We start from the raw sequence: 15,070 nt of genomic DNA on the forward strand, positions 1-15,070 counted from the left end.
TCAATAGGCCTGCGGTGGCGCGAACCGGCCGCGCCGGCGATAGATGGTGAGCCATTCGTCGGCGACCGCGGCGAGCGGCGCCGGGCGGAACCCAAAGGATTCGAAGCCCGGGCCCGCGGCGACATTGTCCTTCGCCATCATCAGCCATTGCTCCCAGGAGAGCGGGGCGAAGGGGAGCCAGCCGGTGAGGCGTGCGCCGAGCCGCGCGATCGCATCCGGAATCTCGATCACCGGCTTGCCGCCATGGCCGATGGCGCGGGCGATCCAGCTTTCCACCTCGCGCATCGTCATCACCTGCGGCCCGCCAAGCTCATAGACCTGGCCGGAATGGGCTTCCGGGGCCATGGCTGCGGCGGCGATGGCGCGACCGAGATCGGCGCAATGGACTGGCTGGATCTTCCAGCCGCCGCGCACCACCGGCAGGACCGGCGCAAGCCGTGCAAGCCGGGCGAAGCGGTTCACGAATTCATCCTCCGGCCCGAAGGCGATCGAGGGGCGGATGATCGTCGCGCCCGGGAAGGCGGCACGCACCGCCGCCTCGCCGCCCCCCTTGGTGCGGGCATAGGCGCTGTCGCTGTCCCCATCGGCGCCGATCGCGGAGACCTGGACGAGCGCGTCCGCGCCCGCCGCGGCGGCCGCCGCGGCGACGTTGCGCGCTCCATCGACGTGGATCGCCTCGAACCGGCCCTTGAGCGTCCCGACCAGGTTCACCACCGCATCGGCGCCCACGACGGCGGCGGCGGCGGAGTCCGCATCGGTGACGTCGCCGCGCACGAACTGGACCTGGCCGAGTCCGCCGAGCGGACGGATGAAATAAGCGTGGCGCGGCTCGCGCTGCGCGATCCTGACGCGCGCGCCGGCGGCGAGCAGCGACTGCGCGACATAGCGGCCGATGAAGCCGCCGCCGCCGAACAGCGTGACCAGACGCTCCGTCTTCAACGCCATTGCTTCAAGCCCTTGCCGATCATTTCGCCGCGTCCTTGCCGCGCGGATGCCGGCTTGGCAAGCCGCGCGTTGACAAGGCCGCTCACGCCCCTTAACGCGCCCGGCCTACCCCGTGCCCAGGTGGCGGAATTGGTAGACGCACCAGCTTCAGGTGCTGGCGCTCGCAAGGGCGTGGAGGTTCGAGTCCTCTCCTGGGCACCATTTGTTCTTCCGGCACCGTCCGGGGACATCAGAAAAATGGCTGAAATCCGCCATTTCTTGTGCTATAATCGTCCGGCGAAATCCGGGCGAATACGGCGCCAATCGAGAACAAATCGGGTATCTCGGAAGGTATCGTTCTCCCCCATTTTCGGAGGCGATACCTCACATGGGCACCCTTTTTGCCACCACCGTCGTCAATGCCAAACCGGCGGAGAAAGACTATAAGCTGACCGACGGCGCGGGGCTATACCTGCTCGTTCGGCCGAACGGCTCGAAGCTGTGGCGCTTCAATTACGTCCATTGCGGCAAGCACCGGACGCTGGCTTTTGGTCTCTGGCCGGACGTTGGCCTGGCCGACGCGCGTGGCAAGCGCGACGAGGCGCGGCGGATGATCGCGGCGGGCCTCGACCCCTCGCACGAGCAGAAGATCGCGCGGGCTAAGGCGCGCGTCGAGGAGAACGACACGTTCAAGACTGTCGCTAAGGAGTGGATCGCCAAGAACGAGCGCGAAGGCATGGCCGAGATCACGCTGGCCAAGATCCGCTGGCTGCTCGACATGGCTTATCCGAAGATCGGCAATCGTCCGATCGGCAAGATCACCACCCATGAGGTACTCGCCGTTCTCCGGTCGGTCGAGGCGACCGGACGCTATGAAAGCGCGCGCCGGATGCGCAGCGTCCTCGGCCGCGTCTTCCGCTATGCGGTCTCGACGGCCGGACAGCTTTCGCTCGCCGCGCAGAAAGAGGGCCTGAAGAAGGCGCGCGAGGAGTTCCGCAAGCTCAAGAAGGCGAAATTCGCCAATGTCGATCGGACGGTCGCGTTGACGCGCCAGGGCTCGCCGCTCGATCCGAACCTCAACGCCGCTCCGGCGGTCCCGCTGACCCCCGAAAGGAACGCTCAATGATCCGCCTCGTCCTCACCATGTCCTCTCTCGCGCTCATCGCCGCGACCACGGCGGATGCCGGCGCGGCCTCTTCGCCGGCGCCCGAACGCCACTCCGGACCGCCGGATGCCGCGACAGCCCATGCCAATCGGGCGCCGTCTGTGCGCGCGCATATCGGGCCGGGCGGACGGGTGGCCGCTGCGAACCGTGCGGCGCTGCGCGAACCGTCCAGTGCCGGCTATGTGGGCGCGGTACAGATCTATCCCTGGTCGGAAGGGTCGCTCTATCGGCTCTATGCCGCCCCGGAGCGGGTCACCGATAGCCGGAGCCACAAGCTCGCCCGATCGCGCCCTAAGAAAGGGGATTGCGCGCAATTCCTCGACAATGGCGGCACTCAGCAACTGGAGATTATCGACCAGCAGCTTCTCAAATCGTTCTGCCATCTCTGGCCGGTCGACCAAGCCTCGGGCGTACTCTACGAGATCCGATCCGTTCAGCGTGTCCCGGATGCGGAGACGCCCGATTAGACCAGGCGCATTCAGCAATTCCTTCGATGGCGCGTCGATCACCGGATCGAGCAGCCGAGCGAGCGGCTTTTTCAGATGCACCATCGCGACCGGGGCGACCCATTGGCCTCGCTGATTCTTGACCACGGGATTGTTGCGCAGGGCCGTAAGCGCAGGCCGACTAATCGGCGCCTCGCGGGTAAGCAGCTTGCGATAAAGGGTTTCCCGCTCCCGGTCATCGGCCGCAGCCGTGGCCGCACGTTCGGCAGCGTCTATCAGCCACTGCTCCTCATTGAATTTGCTGCAATGGCTTGAAATCGCCTTGAAGGGGATGAGATCTGGATGGAGCCGGTTTGCCTGCGGCTCAGGACAATCGGCCCAGAGATCGGAATCCACGATCATGAGCTCGACGGCTGGCCTCAGCTTACCGGATGCATTCAGCGTGGAATGCGTATTGGCGAGATCAAGCTTATTCTGCTTGGTCAGGCGTCGTGGATAAGCCGAAAGCGCCGAGGCTTGGCGAACCTGCATATCAATCCCGGCGATGGCAGCGGGGTAATTCGTGAAGTGGAAGTTGGCGTCGTTGCCGACCTTGGTTGCGAGCCCTTTTTCGTCTTTCCCCGCACAACGTAGCCGGACCAGCGAGGCAATGGTGAACCGCTTTGCGCCGCAATCGGCGACCAGATCGCATATTGCCTTGTCGGCGGCGAGCGCTCGGTCGAGATAGCGCTTGCCGGTAAGAAAGCCGGTGAGTTCCTCCGCCGCCGGCAATACGAGCTCGCCCGCCGCGGCAAAATGGTCCTCCCCCGTCCCAAGAGTTGGCCAGCAGGCGTCCTTAGCCAGTCGTTCCGCAATCTTGGTTGCAAAGCGATCAGGGCTGGCATGGCCGTTGCCAACCAGCGCCTTAAAGGCGTCCGCACCATAGCGGCCGAACCAATCTGCCCTAAGCAGATCGATGGTCAGTTCGACGGCTTGATCGATAAGCCAGTCGTTCCAAACATGGTCGGTGATCTCGCTGCGATCCGTGTTGAGATCAAACGGCGCGCTGACGCTGATCGCGCAGCCGGTGCGCGAGGATGGCGCCTTCAAGGGATAATAAAAGTGGCCATGTTGTTCGAGGTCGATCCGCCGACGTGCGATCGAGACCGAGACTGCAATCTTCAACCGCCCGCCCGGCATCTTGTAATAGGCGGGGAAACGGCGTGCCGCATGCTCAGCGGGAATCGCGACCGATCGGGAGAATTCCTCTTCTTGAAAAGGTGCACCCTTGTCGCCGCCGTCGATGAGTCTTCCATTTCGCGCCACCATTGAAACGCCTGCGGCCCGGCAGCGCCCGATCTTGGCCTCTTGCTTCCAACGCAGCATTCGACCCGTGCGGATCGAACGAACGTTCACCTCGCGGAGGCCTCGCTTCTTGCCGCTGTGGGCTAGCTTGACCAAAGTGTCCGGCATGCTCGCCGCCATCAAACCGAGGGCATGCTGTTCGCGTTCGACAGTGAAGGCTTCAAGCCTCTCGGTCGATTCCTGCCGATAGGGCAGGTGGATGCGGACCCCTTTTTCGCCCCGCCATGCCGGATCTCGCTCGCGTCCTGTTTCCTGGGTTTGAAGATCAAGGAGCGCGACTTGCCCGTTGGAGCGCACATGAATCTCATTCCCGAAGCGAAAGAGTGAGCGCAGGCCGAAATTCTTCGATCCGATGCCGTTCTCCTTCTCGGCTACGACTTCGCCATCGCGGCTGCCCATGACGTTGCCAGTGCCGACAATGACCGACAGGCGCTCCCAACCACTGCGGTCGATATTTTTGCCGGTCCCGCAGATCTCCAGTGAGCGACTGCCGAAGGTGAGCGTCAGCCTCTCGCCGCCGCCGTCATATTCGTTCTGGATGAGCTCGCGCAGCACATCGCCTGCATCGTGTCCGGCGACGAATTGCTCGATGACGCTCGAACCGATCCGGGTTCGTCGGCTGCCGCTGAAATCGGGCCGCTGGTAGTCAGGTTCATCGAAGGGGCGGGGTTCGGTGGGAGTTACGCCGCGCTTCCTAGGCGATCGGCTTGCAGGCATGGGCGCAGATGCCGATCCTGAACTCTCCAGCTCTTCTATCGTCGTCGCCAACTGCCGCCCCCGTTCTTGCATCCCGTCCCCGGAGAACCGATCAGCATCCGAATTGCCACAGCGGTCAACTCACGGGCATCGGCCGCTCCACCCTCTACGAATTGATCGCCTCGGATGATATCGAGACGGTCAAGGTGGGTCGGTCCAACTTCATCTTGTATCGCAGCCTTCGGTGTCTGTTTGAAAGGCACTAGCCTCTGCTAGTCTCGCCACATTTGGCGGAGCAACAGCATTGGCGGAACTATTGCCCGGCATCGACATCGCCGTCCGGATCGAACCTCGGGAATTTCTTGAGCGCATGGCCGACATTGCCGAGAAGGACGAACGGTTCTCCGTCGAACGGCACTACGATTCCGCGCTGCTGCGCAACAGGCTCGACATCGTGAATTTCCGATATCATGGCAGCAGTCCACACACGGGGGTGGGCGGGCAATTGATCGCGCGCGACGATATCCCTGGCCGGATATTGGTCGAGATGCGAGCGGAATGCTGGGCTCCCGATCCGCCTACGCGTGCAATCTATTGCGCCGCCGCAAACGGGCTGATGCTGCCGTTGTTGAAGGCCTACAATCGCACCTACTCAACGCGACATCGCTTCAGGATTCAGAAGGCGGTCCTGAAAGGGACCAAGCTTTCACCACGGACCAAGATCTTGTTCGAGCGGTTTGCCGTCTTAGCCAACACGGCGTCTCTTCATCCCCTCGATTGGGGGCGCTTCTACGCGTTGGTGCGCGAAGGTCGGCAGGAACTCCCGGGGCACGAGCTCCGCGCCATGTTGGTCGCCCGCGGCTTTTCGAACCAGAAGGCCGAGCATCTGTCCGAAGTTTACGGCCACCTCTGGAACTTCAAGCGCCACAAGTGGTGACAGCGTGCGGGCAGCGGGGTTCAGGCCGTTCGTCCGAGTTCTGGGCCCGCAGTTTCCAACCTGCGCAATCGCTCGCGTGCGCCTGCGGCAAACCACCGACTCACCCTCTCCATGTAGCGCGCAACGGGCTATCGGGACTCGAACCTCTCTAGCAGAAATTCCCGAGGTATCGATCAGGGTATCGAGCGGATGGCTTTGAAAAACTACATCTAATATCAACTAGATAGATGTGTTTTCGAGTCCTCTCCTGGCACCATTTCCCGACGAACGATGATCCCGCTGGCGGCCTCCGGGCTTGCCGGCCGGCGCGAAGGCGCCGGCCATTGGGTCGCTATTGGGCGGACAGGGTCTGGCGATACCAGGCGACGAGATCGTCGTGCATCTGGTGGAGCGTCGCCGGGTTCATGTAGACCATGTGCCCCGATTGATAATAACGGAAGCCGACGTTGCGCTGCAGATTGTCGTCGAGCAGCATGTGGTTGACGTCGAACTCGGTTCCGAAAAACGGCGTCGCGAGATCGAAATAGCCGTTGAGAAACAGCACCTTTAGATAGGGATTGGTGCGCATCGTATAGGCCAGATCGACGGCCGTGTTGGGCGAGGTCTGGCCGCCGAAGGCGCCGCCGCGGGTTCCGGGCGGACGATGGTTCCAGTCCCAGCGGAAATCGGGCGTCCGGGCGGAGACGTTATAGGGAAGCTCGGTCCGGTAGCCGAGCGTGTGGCGCGCATAATCCTGGAAGCTCGCGACGAACGCACCGGTGGTCGCGGTCGAGGCCGGATCGTCGGTCGGGCTGTCGGCATTGGCGTCGGTCGGGTTGAGCAGATAGCGCGAATCGAGCCGCCCGACGACCTGCCGCCGATCGCGCAGCAGCTCGGTTTCGAAATGGCGCAGATCGACACGAAGGTTCGCGCGCAGGATATAGTCCGGGCTGATGCCGATATATTGCGACATCTGCTGCGCGATCTGCTGCGCCTCCGCCGCGGGAAGGGTCGAGCCCTTGGCGAGCGCTGCGGCATAGGGGCCGCTGGCGAAGGCGCGGACCTGGTCCAGGAAGGCCGGGAGATCCGCCGGCCGGTTCGGCAGGTGGTTGTGATACCAGGCCGTCGCGGCATAGCTCGGCAGCAGCACGAGATAGTCCTGGTCATAGCCCGGCTGGCGGACCCCGTAATTGAGGATCGAGGACAGGAACACGATGCCGTTGAGGCTGAGGCCGCCTTCCTCCAGCTTCGCGGCGACGGCGCCATTGCGCAGCGTGCCATAGCTTTCGCCGAACAGGAATTTGGGGCTCGACCAGCGGCCGTTGATCGTGACGTAGCGTTCGATCGCGCGGGCGAAGGCGTCGGCATCCTGGTCGACGCCCCAGAAATCACGACCCGTCTTCTCGCCGAGCGGGCGCGACCAGCCGGCGCCGACGGCATCGATGAACACCATGTCCGTGGCGTCGATCAGCGAATCGGGATTCGGCCCGAAGGCATAGGGCGCTGGATGGATGTAGACGGGCTCGCCCGTCTGCACGCGGACCGGCGCGAAGCTGCCCATGTGCAGCCAGACCGTCGCCGAGCCGGGCCCGCCATTGTAGAAGAAGGTTACAGGCCGGTCGCGCGCCGGGACGCCGTCGCGCGTATAAGCCGTGTAGAAGATCGAGGCGGTCGGCTTGCCGTCGCCGTCCCGGATGGTGAGCGTGCCCGCGGTCGCCGTATAGGCGATGCGCTGACCGCCGACCGTGACCGAACCGTGGCTGACGGACGTATGCTCATCGACCGCCGGCCGCGCCCAGGCGTCCTCGACCTCGGCGATCATCGCATCGCGATGGGTGCGCTGCGCCTGGGCGTGGGTCGCCGCGCGTTCCTGCTGGTCGGGCTGGTCGGAAGCGCCGGGCCGGGCCTGCGCAAGGGCGGCGCCGGCGGTCGTGGCGAGCATCAGGACAATGATAGAAGCGAGCCGCATCGTATTGATTCCCTCCCGTTTTTTGTGTGTCGCCCTAGTGGACCCGGAGATCGAGTCGCGCAAGCGTCTCACGCCGAACGGGGAGGAAATCCGAAGCGCCGGTGCAGCGCCGGCTTATTCCGCGGCCTGGCCGTAGGCCCCTTCGCGCAGCAGCCCGAAACAGTCAGGATAGCCGTAATCGACCACCGCGCGCAGGTTGTAGGAAGCGCTGACCGGCGGGCGTGGGGGGGGCGGCTCCGCCGCCGGGATCAGCCTCGGCCGCGCCTGCGGCCGTCGGACCACCATGTCGCGGAACCATTCGCCGACATAGGTGCCATCGAAGCGATGGACCCGGCAGCCGACAATGCGGCCGAGCGGCGTTCCATCAAGATCGTAGATTGTCGTTTCAAACACATAGCCGACCGGCTCGCCGCCGGTGCTGTAGACATACATCGCCAAGGAAACTTACCCCACCAGTCGCGCCGCCAGATCGCGACGCCCGCCGCCAACGATCCGTGCATGTTTCGCCGCGGCGGACGAGGCGCGCTGCGGCGGGTTGTTTTCGCGTGGCGACGAGCGGATGATGGCGCACGGCCATTACCGTATTAACAACGTAAGGTCTTGGGCCTGCTTTGGAAAAACGAAAGGGAATCGGATGCGCCACAGCCTGATCGCGATCGCTATCGCCGGCCTTGCCGCGAGCGCTGGATCGGCCCAGAACAATGTGACGCCAGCGCCCGCCGGCCAGCCCGCACCGGCGCCGAAGGCGGAAGCCCCCGCACCCGTGGTCATCGCGCCGCCGCCCCCGGTCGTCACCAGCAACGAGGCGACCACGCCGGCTGCGGCCGAAACGACGCCCGCCCCGGCGCAGTCGCAAGTGCCCTCCGAACCGGTGACGATCTCTCCCGACGCGGAATATCCCAACGGCTTCGCCGATCCGGAGGACCCGTTCGCCAACGATGCCGCGACCGCCGCGCGCGAGGAAAGCGGGTTCGACTGGGGGCTGCTCGGCCTCCTCGGCCTGCTCGGCCTGATCCCGCTGTTTCGAAAGGGCGGCCGCACCCGCACCATCTATGTCGACCGCGACGATCCTCGCCGCGTGATCCGCGAAGAGGAACAGTAGGAAGCCCCCGCCCGGCGAGGGGCGGGGGCGAGCGCCGTTATCGCGCGTCGACGAGGACGATCTCCGCATCCTCCAGCGCTTCGATCGTCACCCTCGCCTCGCCGGTGATGGCGACGCCGTCCCGGGCCTCCGCGCGCACGCCGTTGACCTCGATCGGTCCCTGCGTGGCGACGAGATAGGCATGGCGCGACGGATCGAGGCTGAGCTCGGCCCGTTCGCCCTTCGCCAGCGTCGCGCCCATGACGCGCGCGGCGGAGTTGATCTTCAGCGCATCGGCATCCTCGGCGAAACCGCTGGCGAGGGTGACGAACCGGCCGGAGCGATCCGACTTCGGAAACTTCGCCGCGCCCCATGAGGGCGTCGCGCCGGGCCTGTCGGTCAGCACCCAGATCTGGAAGAGCGTGGTCGTCTCGTCCTCGAGATTATATTCCGCGTGCTGGACGCCTGTCCCCGCGCTCATCACCTGGACATCGCCGGCGGCGGTCCGGCCCTTGTTTCCCATGGAATCCTGATGGGTAATCGCGCCGGTGCGGACATAGGTGATGATCTCCATGTCCCTATGCGGATGCGGCGGAAAGCCGGAACGCGCGCCGATCTCGTCGTCATTCCACACCCGGATCGCGCCCCAGCCCATGCGGGCCGGATCGTAATAATCGGCGAAGGAGAAATGGTGGCGCGCGTTCAGCCAGCCATGATCGGCATGGCCGAGCGAACCGAATTTGCGAACGTCGATCATCTTGAGTCTCCGAATGAGGACATAGCAACCCCCTCCCGCTCGGGGGAGGGGTGGAGCCGGACGCCGGCCGCTCAGGCCGCCTGCTTGAGCTCGGCCGCGGCGAAGCTGTCGAGCGCCTCGCTCGCCGCCGCGACCGCGGCCTCGACCGCATCGGGGCCAAAGCCCAGCTTCTCGGCGCGCACGAAGGTCACGTCGGCGATGCCCATGAAGCCGAGCATATTGCGAAGATGCGCTTCCTGGCCATCCATCGCCGCCGCCGGACCCTCGCTGTAGAATCCGCCGCGGCTCTCGATCACCACCGCCTTCTTTCCGGTCATCAGGCCTTCGGGGCCGTTCTCGGAATAGCGGAAGGTGACGCGCGGGCGCAGGACATGGTCGAACCAGCTCTTCAGCGTCGAGCTGATCCCGAAATTGTACATCGGCGAGGCGATGACCAGCAGATCGGCCGCGTCCAGCTCGGCGATCAGTGCATCGGACAGGTCGCGCGCGGCAATCTCCGCGTCGGTCCGCGCCTCGCCACGCACGCCCGCGACATTCTCGGGCGCGAGGTGCGGCAGCGGATGGGCGCCGACATCCCGCTCGACGATGTGGATCGCCGGATCGATCGCACGCAGCCGGTCCGTGAAGGCGGAAGCGATGCGGTTCGAAACCGAAGCCTCGCCATTGGCGCTGCTGGTGACGATCAGGGCGGTGGACATGGTGTTTCTCCCCTTGGAACGTGTTGCGGGGAGCGATGTAAGCGCCTAGATCCGTTGCCGGAAGGCAAGCAGAAAGCATCTTGGTGTTGCGATAAATGGAACGATCATCCACCGATCTCGTCGATGTTCTCGCGTTCGTACGAGTGGCCGAAACCGGCTCCTTCGCCCGCGCCGCGGAGCGGATGGGCCTCAGCAAGCCGGCCCTGTCCCGCCGCGTCGCCCGCCTCGAGGAGCAATTGGGCGCGCGCCTCCTCACCCGAAGCGCGCGCGGCGCCCAGCCGACCGACATCGGCCAGGCTTATTATGCGCGCGCCGCCAATATCCTCGCCGAGCTCGACGCCGCGGAGGAGGTTGTGGCCGAAGCGGTCACCCAGATCGCCGGCCCGATCCGCCTCACCGCGCCGCTCACCTTCGGCGTCACCCATCTTGCCCCAGCGCTGGCCGAATTCGCGCTCGCGCATCCCAAGGTGGAGCTCGATATCGAATTCGAGGACCGTCACGTCGATCTCGCCGGTGGCGGATATGATCTTGCGGTGAGGATCGGGCGGCTTGCCGATTCGGCACTGATCGCCCGACGGATCGCGCCGGTGCGCAAATCGGTCGTCGCGAGCCCGGCCTATCTGGCCGCGCGCGGGCGGCCCGCCAGCCCCGCCGAACTTACCGATCATTCGATCCTGCTTTACGCCAACGAAAGCTGGCGCTTTCGCGTCGGCCCGCGCTGGCAGACCATCCGCGTGACGCCGGCCTTGCGATCGAACAATGGCGACATGCTGCTTGCCGCGGCGAAGGCGGGGCTCGGCCTGTGCCTGCTCCCCAATTTCATCGCGGCGCCCGCGCTGGCCGCCGGCGAGGTCGAGCCGGTGCTCGGCGATTTCCCGGCGGAGGAGGGCGCGCTCCACGCCGTGATGCCACCGGGCCGGGCGACGACGGCGCGGCTGCGCGCGCTCGTCGATTTCCTGGTCAGGCGCTTCGGCCCGGAGCCGGCCTGGGACCCGTGCTGGGAGACGGCCCAGGCGCGGGAGGCTGGACGGCGCGCGCCGGCGGAGTAAGAAGCCGCCTGATCCGCAATCGAAGGACCTTTCAATGGCCGATACGCCCCCCGACCGCCTTTCCAACGATCCGAGCAGCGAATTTTTCGACATGGCCGCGCTTCAGCGCGGTGTCGGCGTGCGCTTCAAGGAGCGCGAGCGCACCGATGTCGAGGAATATTGCGCCTCCGAGGGCTGGATCCGCGTCGCCGCCGGCAAGGCGGTGGACCGTCGCGGCATGCCGGTGACGGTGAAGCTGTCGGGGCCGGTCGAGATCTGGTGGCGCGATACGGCCGATGGCACCGAGGAGGCCGACTCCGCGGCCTGAACGGCCTAGAGCGCGATCATGTGCCGGTGGTGCCAGGCGAAGATCGCCGCGGCGCCGCGATGCGGGCGCCAGGCTTCGGCCAGCGCGCGCACCTGTTTCTCGCTCGGCGGCGTTTCGTGGCCGAGCAGCCGGCCGATCTCCTGGCGCACGGCGAGGTCGCCGGCCGGAAAGACGTCGCCGCGCCCCTCGGCGAACAGCAGATAGACTTCGGCGGTCCAGCGGCCGATGCCGTGGGCGCGGGTGAGCGCGGCAATCGCCTCCTCGTCGTCCGCCGGCAGATGCGCGAAATCGAGCCGGCCGGAGAGCACTTCTTCGGCGAGGCTCTTCGCATAGGCGATCTTCTGCCTGGAGAGGCCCGCGGCGCGCAGCGCCTCGTCGCTCGCCGCGGCGACCTTCGCCGGATCGCCGGCGCCGCCGGTCGCGACCTCCACCTTGTCCCAGATCGCGTTGGCGGCCTTGACGCTGACCTGCTGGCCGACGATCGCGCGGAGCAGCGTTTCGAAGCCGCGCGCGCGGATGCGCGGCGGGGGATCGCCGATTTCGGCCCGCGCCCGCGCGAAGGCCGGCTCGATCGCCGCCAGCGCATCGAGCGATGCCTTCAACCGCTCCGCCGTAATACCCACGCTCGCTCCCGCGCTTGATCCATCGGCGCGGGCCTAGCATAGGCGATCGCCAACGCCTCTCGTTTCTTCGCATCAAAGGACATCATGCCACAGCTCATCGTCACGACGCGCGACGGCGCCGAACATGCGCTGGACGCCAAGGCCGGCTGGAGCGTCATGGAGAATATCCGGGACAATGGGATCGATGAGGTGCTGGCATTGTGCGGCGGCTGCTGTTCGTGCGCGACCTGCCACGTCCATGTCGATCCGGACTGGTTCGCGAAGACCGGCGGACCCAAGGCGGACGAGGACGACCTGCTCGACACCTCCGATCACCGCTCGGAAACCAGCCGCCTGTCCTGCCAGATCCTGATGACGGCGGAGCTGGACGGCCTCAAGGTGACGATCGCGCCCGAGGATTGACGCTCAATCGCGGGCGACGCTCGCGGCATAGAGCGCGATCGCGGCGGCGTTCGACACGTTGAGGCTCTCGATCGCGCTGCTGATCGGCAGTCGCGCGAGCGTATCGCAATGGGCGCCGACATTGGCGCGCAGCCCCTCGCCCTCCGCGCCCAGCACCAAGGCGACGCGCGGCGGCCCGAGCGCTTCGGCGATCGTTGCCTCCGCCTCTCCGGCAAGCCCAATTCTCCAGAAGCCGGCCTCGGCGATCTCGTCGAGCGCGCGGGCGAGATTGACGACGCGCGCCCACGGCACCGTCTCCAGCGCTCCGCTCGCAGCCTTGGCGAGCGCGCCCGATTCGCCCGGCGCGTGCCGGTCCTGCGTCACGATGCCGAGCGCATCGAAGGCGGCGGCCGAACGCAGGATGGCGCCGACATTGTGCGGATCGGTGACCTGGTCGAGCACAAGCAGCGGCCGCCCGTCCTCGGCCCGATCCAGCAAATCGGCGAGGAGGATATCATCGAGCCGCTCGACCTCGGCGACCAGCCCCTGGTGCGGCGCGTCCCTGGGCACCAGCCGGCCGAGATCAGCGACATCGGCGAAGGTGACCGGAATCTCCCTCGGGATTTCCAGCATGTCCGCCGCCTCGCGCGTCGCCCAGATGCGCACGAACCTGCGCTCAGGATTGGCGAGGGCGGCGGCGATGGCGTGGCGGCCCCACAGCCGGGGGCGGTTTTCGGGCTTGGAAGCCTGGCGGGCCTTGCGTCGCATCGCCCCGCATTGGCGCGCCGGCGCAAGACTGGCAAGCCGCGCCGCGTTGACAGGCCGCCCTGCTTTCGCCAATAGCGCGCTTCCCATATCGGAAGCCCTCTGGACAGGTGGCCGAGTGGTTAAAGGCAGCAGACTGTAAATCTGCCCGGGTTTCCCGTACGCTGGTTCGAATCCAGCCCTGTCCACCATCCTTCGAGCCGATATGTGCGTCCTCGCCTTCGCCTGGCAGGCCCATCCCGAGTGGCGGCTCGTGGTCGCCGGCAATCGCGACGAGCTTCACGCCCGTCCCGCCGCCGCGCTCGCGCGATGGAGCGAGCGTCCCGACATCCTTGCCGGCCGCGACCTGCGCTCCGGCGGCACCTGGCTCGGCGTCTCGGAAAGCGGCCGCTTTGCCGTCGTCACCAATTTGCGCGGCTTCGGGCCGCCCATGGCCGATCGGGAATCGCGCGGCGCGCTGGTGACCGACATGCTGGACGGCCATGAGCCCGAGCGGCTCGATTCCTTCAATCCGTTCAACCTGATCGCCGCAACCCGCGAGGAGGCGCTGTTCCTCACCAACCGGCCGGAGCCGGTCCGCGCGTCGCTCCCTCCCGGCCTCTACGGCCTTTCCAACGGCAGGCTCGACGAGCCATGGCCCAAGACCGTCCGGCTGAAGCAGCGCCTGCTCGACTGGATCGTCGACGGCGCATCGGCGCCGGAGGCGCTGCTCGACGCGCTCGGCGAGGATCGGCTGCCGACGGCAGGGCTTGCGCCCGCGGCGGCGTCGGAGGTGCCGCAGGAGCCGGCGAACTCACCCATCTTCATCCGCAACCCGGTCTACGGAACCCGGTGCAGCACCGTCGTCGCAATCGCGATGGACGGACGCGGAACGATCATCGAGCGGCGCTTCGACGCCGACGGCGCGACGACCGGGGACACCACGCTCGCCTTTGCCTGGCCGTCCTAGCGCTCGTTCAGGAAGGCGAGGATCGCGTTCACCGTCGCATCAGGCTGCTCCTCCATCAGCCAGTGGCCCGAATTGGCGATGACGAGCGGGCGCACGTTGCTGGCGACGAAGCCGATCTCGGTCGCGAGGACGGCTCCGTAGGAGTGATCGCCCCCGATGGCGAGCACCGGCATTGCGAGCGGTCCCTGGGCAAGGAACGCCTGGTTGTCGGCCCCGTCCCGGTTGAAGGCCGCGAACTGCTCGAATGCGTCGTGAATCGCACGGGGCCGGGCATAGAGCGCGGCATAATGCTGCCGGGTCGCATCATCGATGCGGGACGGATCGGCCGAAAGATCGTTGTAGAAGCGATCGAGCAGGATCCGCTCGCGCCCGGCGACCAGGCGCTCGACATCCGGGCCGCGAAAATTGAAATGCCAGGTCTTCGGATTGCGATACTGGTCGTCCCAATGGCCGATGCCGGGCAAGGGCGCGTCCATCACCACCCAGCGCGTCACCCGGTCGCGATTTTCCGCGATGAAGGCATAGCCGACCATGTTGCCGATATCGTGGGTGACGACCGCCAGGGGCCCATCCTGTCCGAGCGCGTGGAGCATGCGCGCCATGCCTTCGGCCTGGCTCTTTTTGTCGTAGCCATCGTCCGGATGGGAGGAGAGGCCCATGCCGCGCAGGTCCGGGACGATCACCGTGTGATCCGCCATCAGCCGGACGGCGAGCGGCTGCCACATGTCGCCGGTGTCGCCGAAACCGTGAAGAAGCAGGACGGCGGGTCCATGGCCGCCGACGCGCACGTGCAGGGTCGCGCCACCGACGTCCACGTCGCGGACCGAGAAGGCGGCTGGAAACGGGGCGACGCGGGCGGTGCAAGGCGCGGCGAAGGCGATCAGCATGGCGGCAAGGAGCAGACGAAGCATCGCGAAAGTCTCCCGGATCCTGAGCGCGGCGATTTAGCACGGACGCGCAACGACGTCGCGCGCCTTCTGGTCAATCGACAAAGGCGACG

The 15,070-nt window shown here is 66.3% G+C and carries 16 protein-coding genes and 2 tRNA genes; 9 read left to right on the forward strand and 9 right to left on the reverse strand.

Features of this window, described 5'->3' with window-relative positions:
- Entirely contained in the window at positions 1–945 is a 945-nt protein-coding gene (locus tag FRZ32_RS04985) for a complex I NDUFA9 subunit family protein (RefSeq protein ID WP_147042477.1), read from the reverse strand.
- Between the two features lie 114 nt (positions 946–1,059).
- On the opposite strand from FRZ32_RS04985, the gene FRZ32_RS04990 reads away from it, so the two are divergent.
- Both FRZ32_RS04990 and FRZ32_RS15525 read left to right on the forward strand, forming a co-directional pair.
- A tRNA-Leu gene (locus FRZ32_RS04990) sits at positions 1,060–1,146 on the forward strand.
- 1 nt (position 1,147) lies between these two features.
- Entirely contained in the window at positions 1,148–2,050 is a 903-nt protein-coding gene (locus tag FRZ32_RS15525) for a tyrosine-type recombinase/integrase (protein ID WP_243445194.1), read from the forward strand.
- On the opposite strand, the gene FRZ32_RS15425 is transcribed toward FRZ32_RS15525, so the two are convergent.
- Complete coding sequence (locus tag FRZ32_RS15425) at positions 2,044–4,647, reverse strand: hypothetical protein (RefSeq protein ID WP_192901876.1); 2,604 nt, start codon at positions 4,645–4,647, stop codon at positions 2,044–2,046. The two genes, FRZ32_RS15525 and FRZ32_RS15425, sit on opposite strands and share 7 nt — an antisense overlap.
- 244 nt (positions 4,648–4,891) lie before the next feature.
- Between FRZ32_RS15425 and FRZ32_RS05010 the strand changes: the two genes are divergently transcribed.
- Positions 4,892–5,512 (forward strand): hypothetical protein, encoded by a 621-nt coding sequence (locus tag FRZ32_RS05010; RefSeq protein WP_147042478.1) that lies wholly within the window; start codon positions 4,892–4,894, stop codon positions 5,510–5,512.
- Between the two features lie 331 nt (positions 5,513–5,843).
- On the opposite strand, the gene FRZ32_RS05015 is transcribed toward FRZ32_RS05010, so the two are convergent.
- Together FRZ32_RS05015 and FRZ32_RS05020 are read right to left on the reverse strand one after the other, a co-directional pair.
- Positions 5,844–7,460 (reverse strand): S10 family peptidase, encoded by a 1,617-nt coding sequence (locus tag FRZ32_RS05015; RefSeq protein WP_147042479.1) that lies wholly within the window; start codon positions 7,458–7,460, stop codon positions 5,844–5,846.
- A 114-nt stretch (positions 7,461–7,574) separates the two neighbouring features.
- Positions 7,575–7,892 (reverse strand): 4-fold beta flower protein, encoded by a 318-nt coding sequence (locus tag FRZ32_RS05020; RefSeq protein ID WP_147042480.1) that lies wholly within the window; start codon positions 7,890–7,892, stop codon positions 7,575–7,577.
- A 202-nt stretch (positions 7,893–8,094) separates the two neighbouring features.
- Between FRZ32_RS05020 and FRZ32_RS05025 the strand changes: the two genes are divergently transcribed.
- The gene (locus tag FRZ32_RS05025) at positions 8,095–8,562 is read left to right on the forward strand and encodes a WGxxGxxG family protein (protein WP_147042481.1); all 468 of its coding nucleotides are present in this window, start codon (positions 8,095–8,097) and stop codon (positions 8,560–8,562) included.
- Between the two features lie 37 nt (positions 8,563–8,599).
- Here the strand turns inward: FRZ32_RS05025 and FRZ32_RS05030 are convergent, their stop codons facing one another.
- Positions 8,600–9,298 carry a pirin family protein gene (locus tag FRZ32_RS05030; protein ID WP_147042482.1) on the reverse strand — a complete coding sequence of 233 codons (699 nt, stop codon included), beginning with the start codon at positions 9,296–9,298 and terminating at the stop codon, positions 8,600–8,602.
- A 71-nt stretch (positions 9,299–9,369) separates the two neighbouring features.
- Positions 9,370–9,996, reverse strand: coding sequence for an FMN-dependent NADH-azoreductase (locus FRZ32_RS05035; protein ID WP_147042483.1), 627 nt, complete (start codon positions 9,994–9,996; stop codon positions 9,370–9,372).
- 95 nt (positions 9,997–10,091) lie between these two features.
- Here FRZ32_RS05035 and FRZ32_RS05040 point away from each other — a divergent pair, with 95 nt between their 5' ends.
- Together FRZ32_RS05040 and FRZ32_RS05045 are read left to right on the forward strand one after the other, a co-directional pair.
- Positions 10,092–11,045 carry a LysR family transcriptional regulator gene (locus tag FRZ32_RS05040; RefSeq protein ID WP_147042485.1) on the forward strand — a complete coding sequence of 318 codons (954 nt, stop codon included), beginning with the start codon at positions 10,092–10,094 and terminating at the stop codon, positions 11,043–11,045.
- 34 nt (positions 11,046–11,079) lie between these two features.
- The gene (locus FRZ32_RS05045) at positions 11,080–11,352 is read left to right on the forward strand and encodes a DUF3297 family protein (RefSeq protein ID WP_147042486.1); all 273 of its coding nucleotides are present in this window, start codon (positions 11,080–11,082) and stop codon (positions 11,350–11,352) included.
- A 5-nt stretch (positions 11,353–11,357) separates the two neighbouring features.
- On the opposite strand, the gene FRZ32_RS05050 is transcribed toward FRZ32_RS05045, so the two are convergent.
- Complete coding sequence (locus tag FRZ32_RS05050) at positions 11,358–11,975, reverse strand: DNA-3-methyladenine glycosylase family protein (protein WP_147042488.1); 618 nt, start codon at positions 11,973–11,975, stop codon at positions 11,358–11,360.
- Positions 11,976–12,059: 84 nt separating this feature from the next.
- On the opposite strand from FRZ32_RS05050, the gene FRZ32_RS05055 reads away from it, so the two are divergent.
- On the forward strand, positions 12,060–12,377 hold the full coding sequence (locus FRZ32_RS05055) for a 2Fe-2S iron-sulfur cluster-binding protein (RefSeq protein ID WP_147042489.1): 318 nt from the start codon (positions 12,060–12,062) through the stop codon (positions 12,375–12,377).
- A 3-nt stretch (positions 12,378–12,380) separates the two neighbouring features.
- Here FRZ32_RS05055 and rlmB read toward each other — a convergent pair whose 3' ends face one another.
- Complete coding sequence (gene rlmB / locus FRZ32_RS05060; RefSeq protein WP_147042491.1) at positions 12,381–13,124, reverse strand: 23S rRNA (guanosine(2251)-2'-O)-methyltransferase RlmB; 744 nt, start codon at positions 13,122–13,124, stop codon at positions 12,381–12,383.
- A 101-nt stretch (positions 13,125–13,225) separates the two neighbouring features.
- On the opposite strand from rlmB, the gene FRZ32_RS05065 reads away from it, so the two are divergent.
- Both FRZ32_RS05065 and FRZ32_RS05070 read left to right on the forward strand, forming a co-directional pair.
- A tRNA-Tyr gene (locus tag FRZ32_RS05065) sits at positions 13,226–13,312 on the forward strand.
- A gap of 14 nt (positions 13,313–13,326) precedes the next feature.
- Positions 13,327–14,070, forward strand: coding sequence for an NRDE family protein (locus FRZ32_RS05070; protein WP_147042492.1), 744 nt, complete (start codon positions 13,327–13,329; stop codon positions 14,068–14,070).
- Here the strand turns inward: FRZ32_RS05070 and FRZ32_RS05075 are convergent.
- A complete protein-coding gene (locus tag FRZ32_RS05075) occupies positions 14,067–14,981 on the reverse strand; it encodes an alpha/beta fold hydrolase (protein WP_147042494.1) in 915 nt (304 codons plus the stop codon). The genes FRZ32_RS05070 and FRZ32_RS05075 overlap by 4 nt on opposite strands.
- Positions 14,982–15,070: the final 89 nt, after the last annotated feature.

The sequence above is a fragment of the Sphingosinicella ginsenosidimutans genome, assembly GCF_007995055.1.
Classification (GTDB): Bacteria; Pseudomonadota; Alphaproteobacteria; order Sphingomonadales; family Sphingomonadaceae; genus Allosphingosinicella; species Allosphingosinicella ginsenosidimutans.

Excerpts from the sequence above, each read along its gene's own strand:
- FRZ32_RS04985 (WP_147042477.1), bottom strand. The coding sequence starts at position 945 with ATGGCGTTGAAGACGGAGCGTCTGGTCACGCTGTTCGGCGGCGGCGGC.
- FRZ32_RS05015 (WP_147042479.1), bottom strand. The coding sequence starts at position 7,460 with ATGCGGCTCGCTTCTATCATTGTCCTGATGCTCGCCACGACCGCCGGC.
- FRZ32_RS05020 (WP_147042480.1), bottom strand. The coding sequence starts at position 7,892 with ATGTATGTCTACAGCACCGGCGGCGAGCCGGTCGGCTATGTGTTTGAA.
- FRZ32_RS05025 (WP_147042481.1), top strand. The coding sequence starts at position 8,095 with ATGCGCCACAGCCTGATCGCGATCGCTATCGCCGGCCTTGCCGCGAGC.
- FRZ32_RS05030 (WP_147042482.1), bottom strand. The coding sequence starts at position 9,298 with ATGATCGACGTTCGCAAATTCGGTTCGCTCGGCCATGCCGATCATGGC.
- FRZ32_RS05035 (WP_147042483.1), bottom strand. The coding sequence starts at position 9,996 with ATGTCCACCGCCCTGATCGTCACCAGCAGCGCCAATGGCGAGGCTTCG.
- FRZ32_RS05040 (WP_147042485.1), top strand. The coding sequence starts at position 10,092 with ATGGAACGATCATCCACCGATCTCGTCGATGTTCTCGCGTTCGTACGA.
- FRZ32_RS05045 (WP_147042486.1), top strand. The coding sequence starts at position 11,080 with ATGGCCGATACGCCCCCCGACCGCCTTTCCAACGATCCGAGCAGCGAA.
- FRZ32_RS05055 (WP_147042489.1), top strand. The coding sequence starts at position 12,060 with ATGCCACAGCTCATCGTCACGACGCGCGACGGCGCCGAACATGCGCTG.
- rlmB (WP_147042491.1), bottom strand. The coding sequence starts at position 13,124 with ATGCGACGCAAGGCCCGCCAGGCTTCCAAGCCCGAAAACCGCCCCCGG.
- FRZ32_RS05070 (WP_147042492.1), top strand. The coding sequence starts at position 13,327 with ATGTGCGTCCTCGCCTTCGCCTGGCAGGCCCATCCCGAGTGGCGGCTC.
- FRZ32_RS05075 (WP_147042494.1), bottom strand. The coding sequence starts at position 14,981 with ATGCTTCGTCTGCTCCTTGCCGCCATGCTGATCGCCTTCGCCGCGCCT.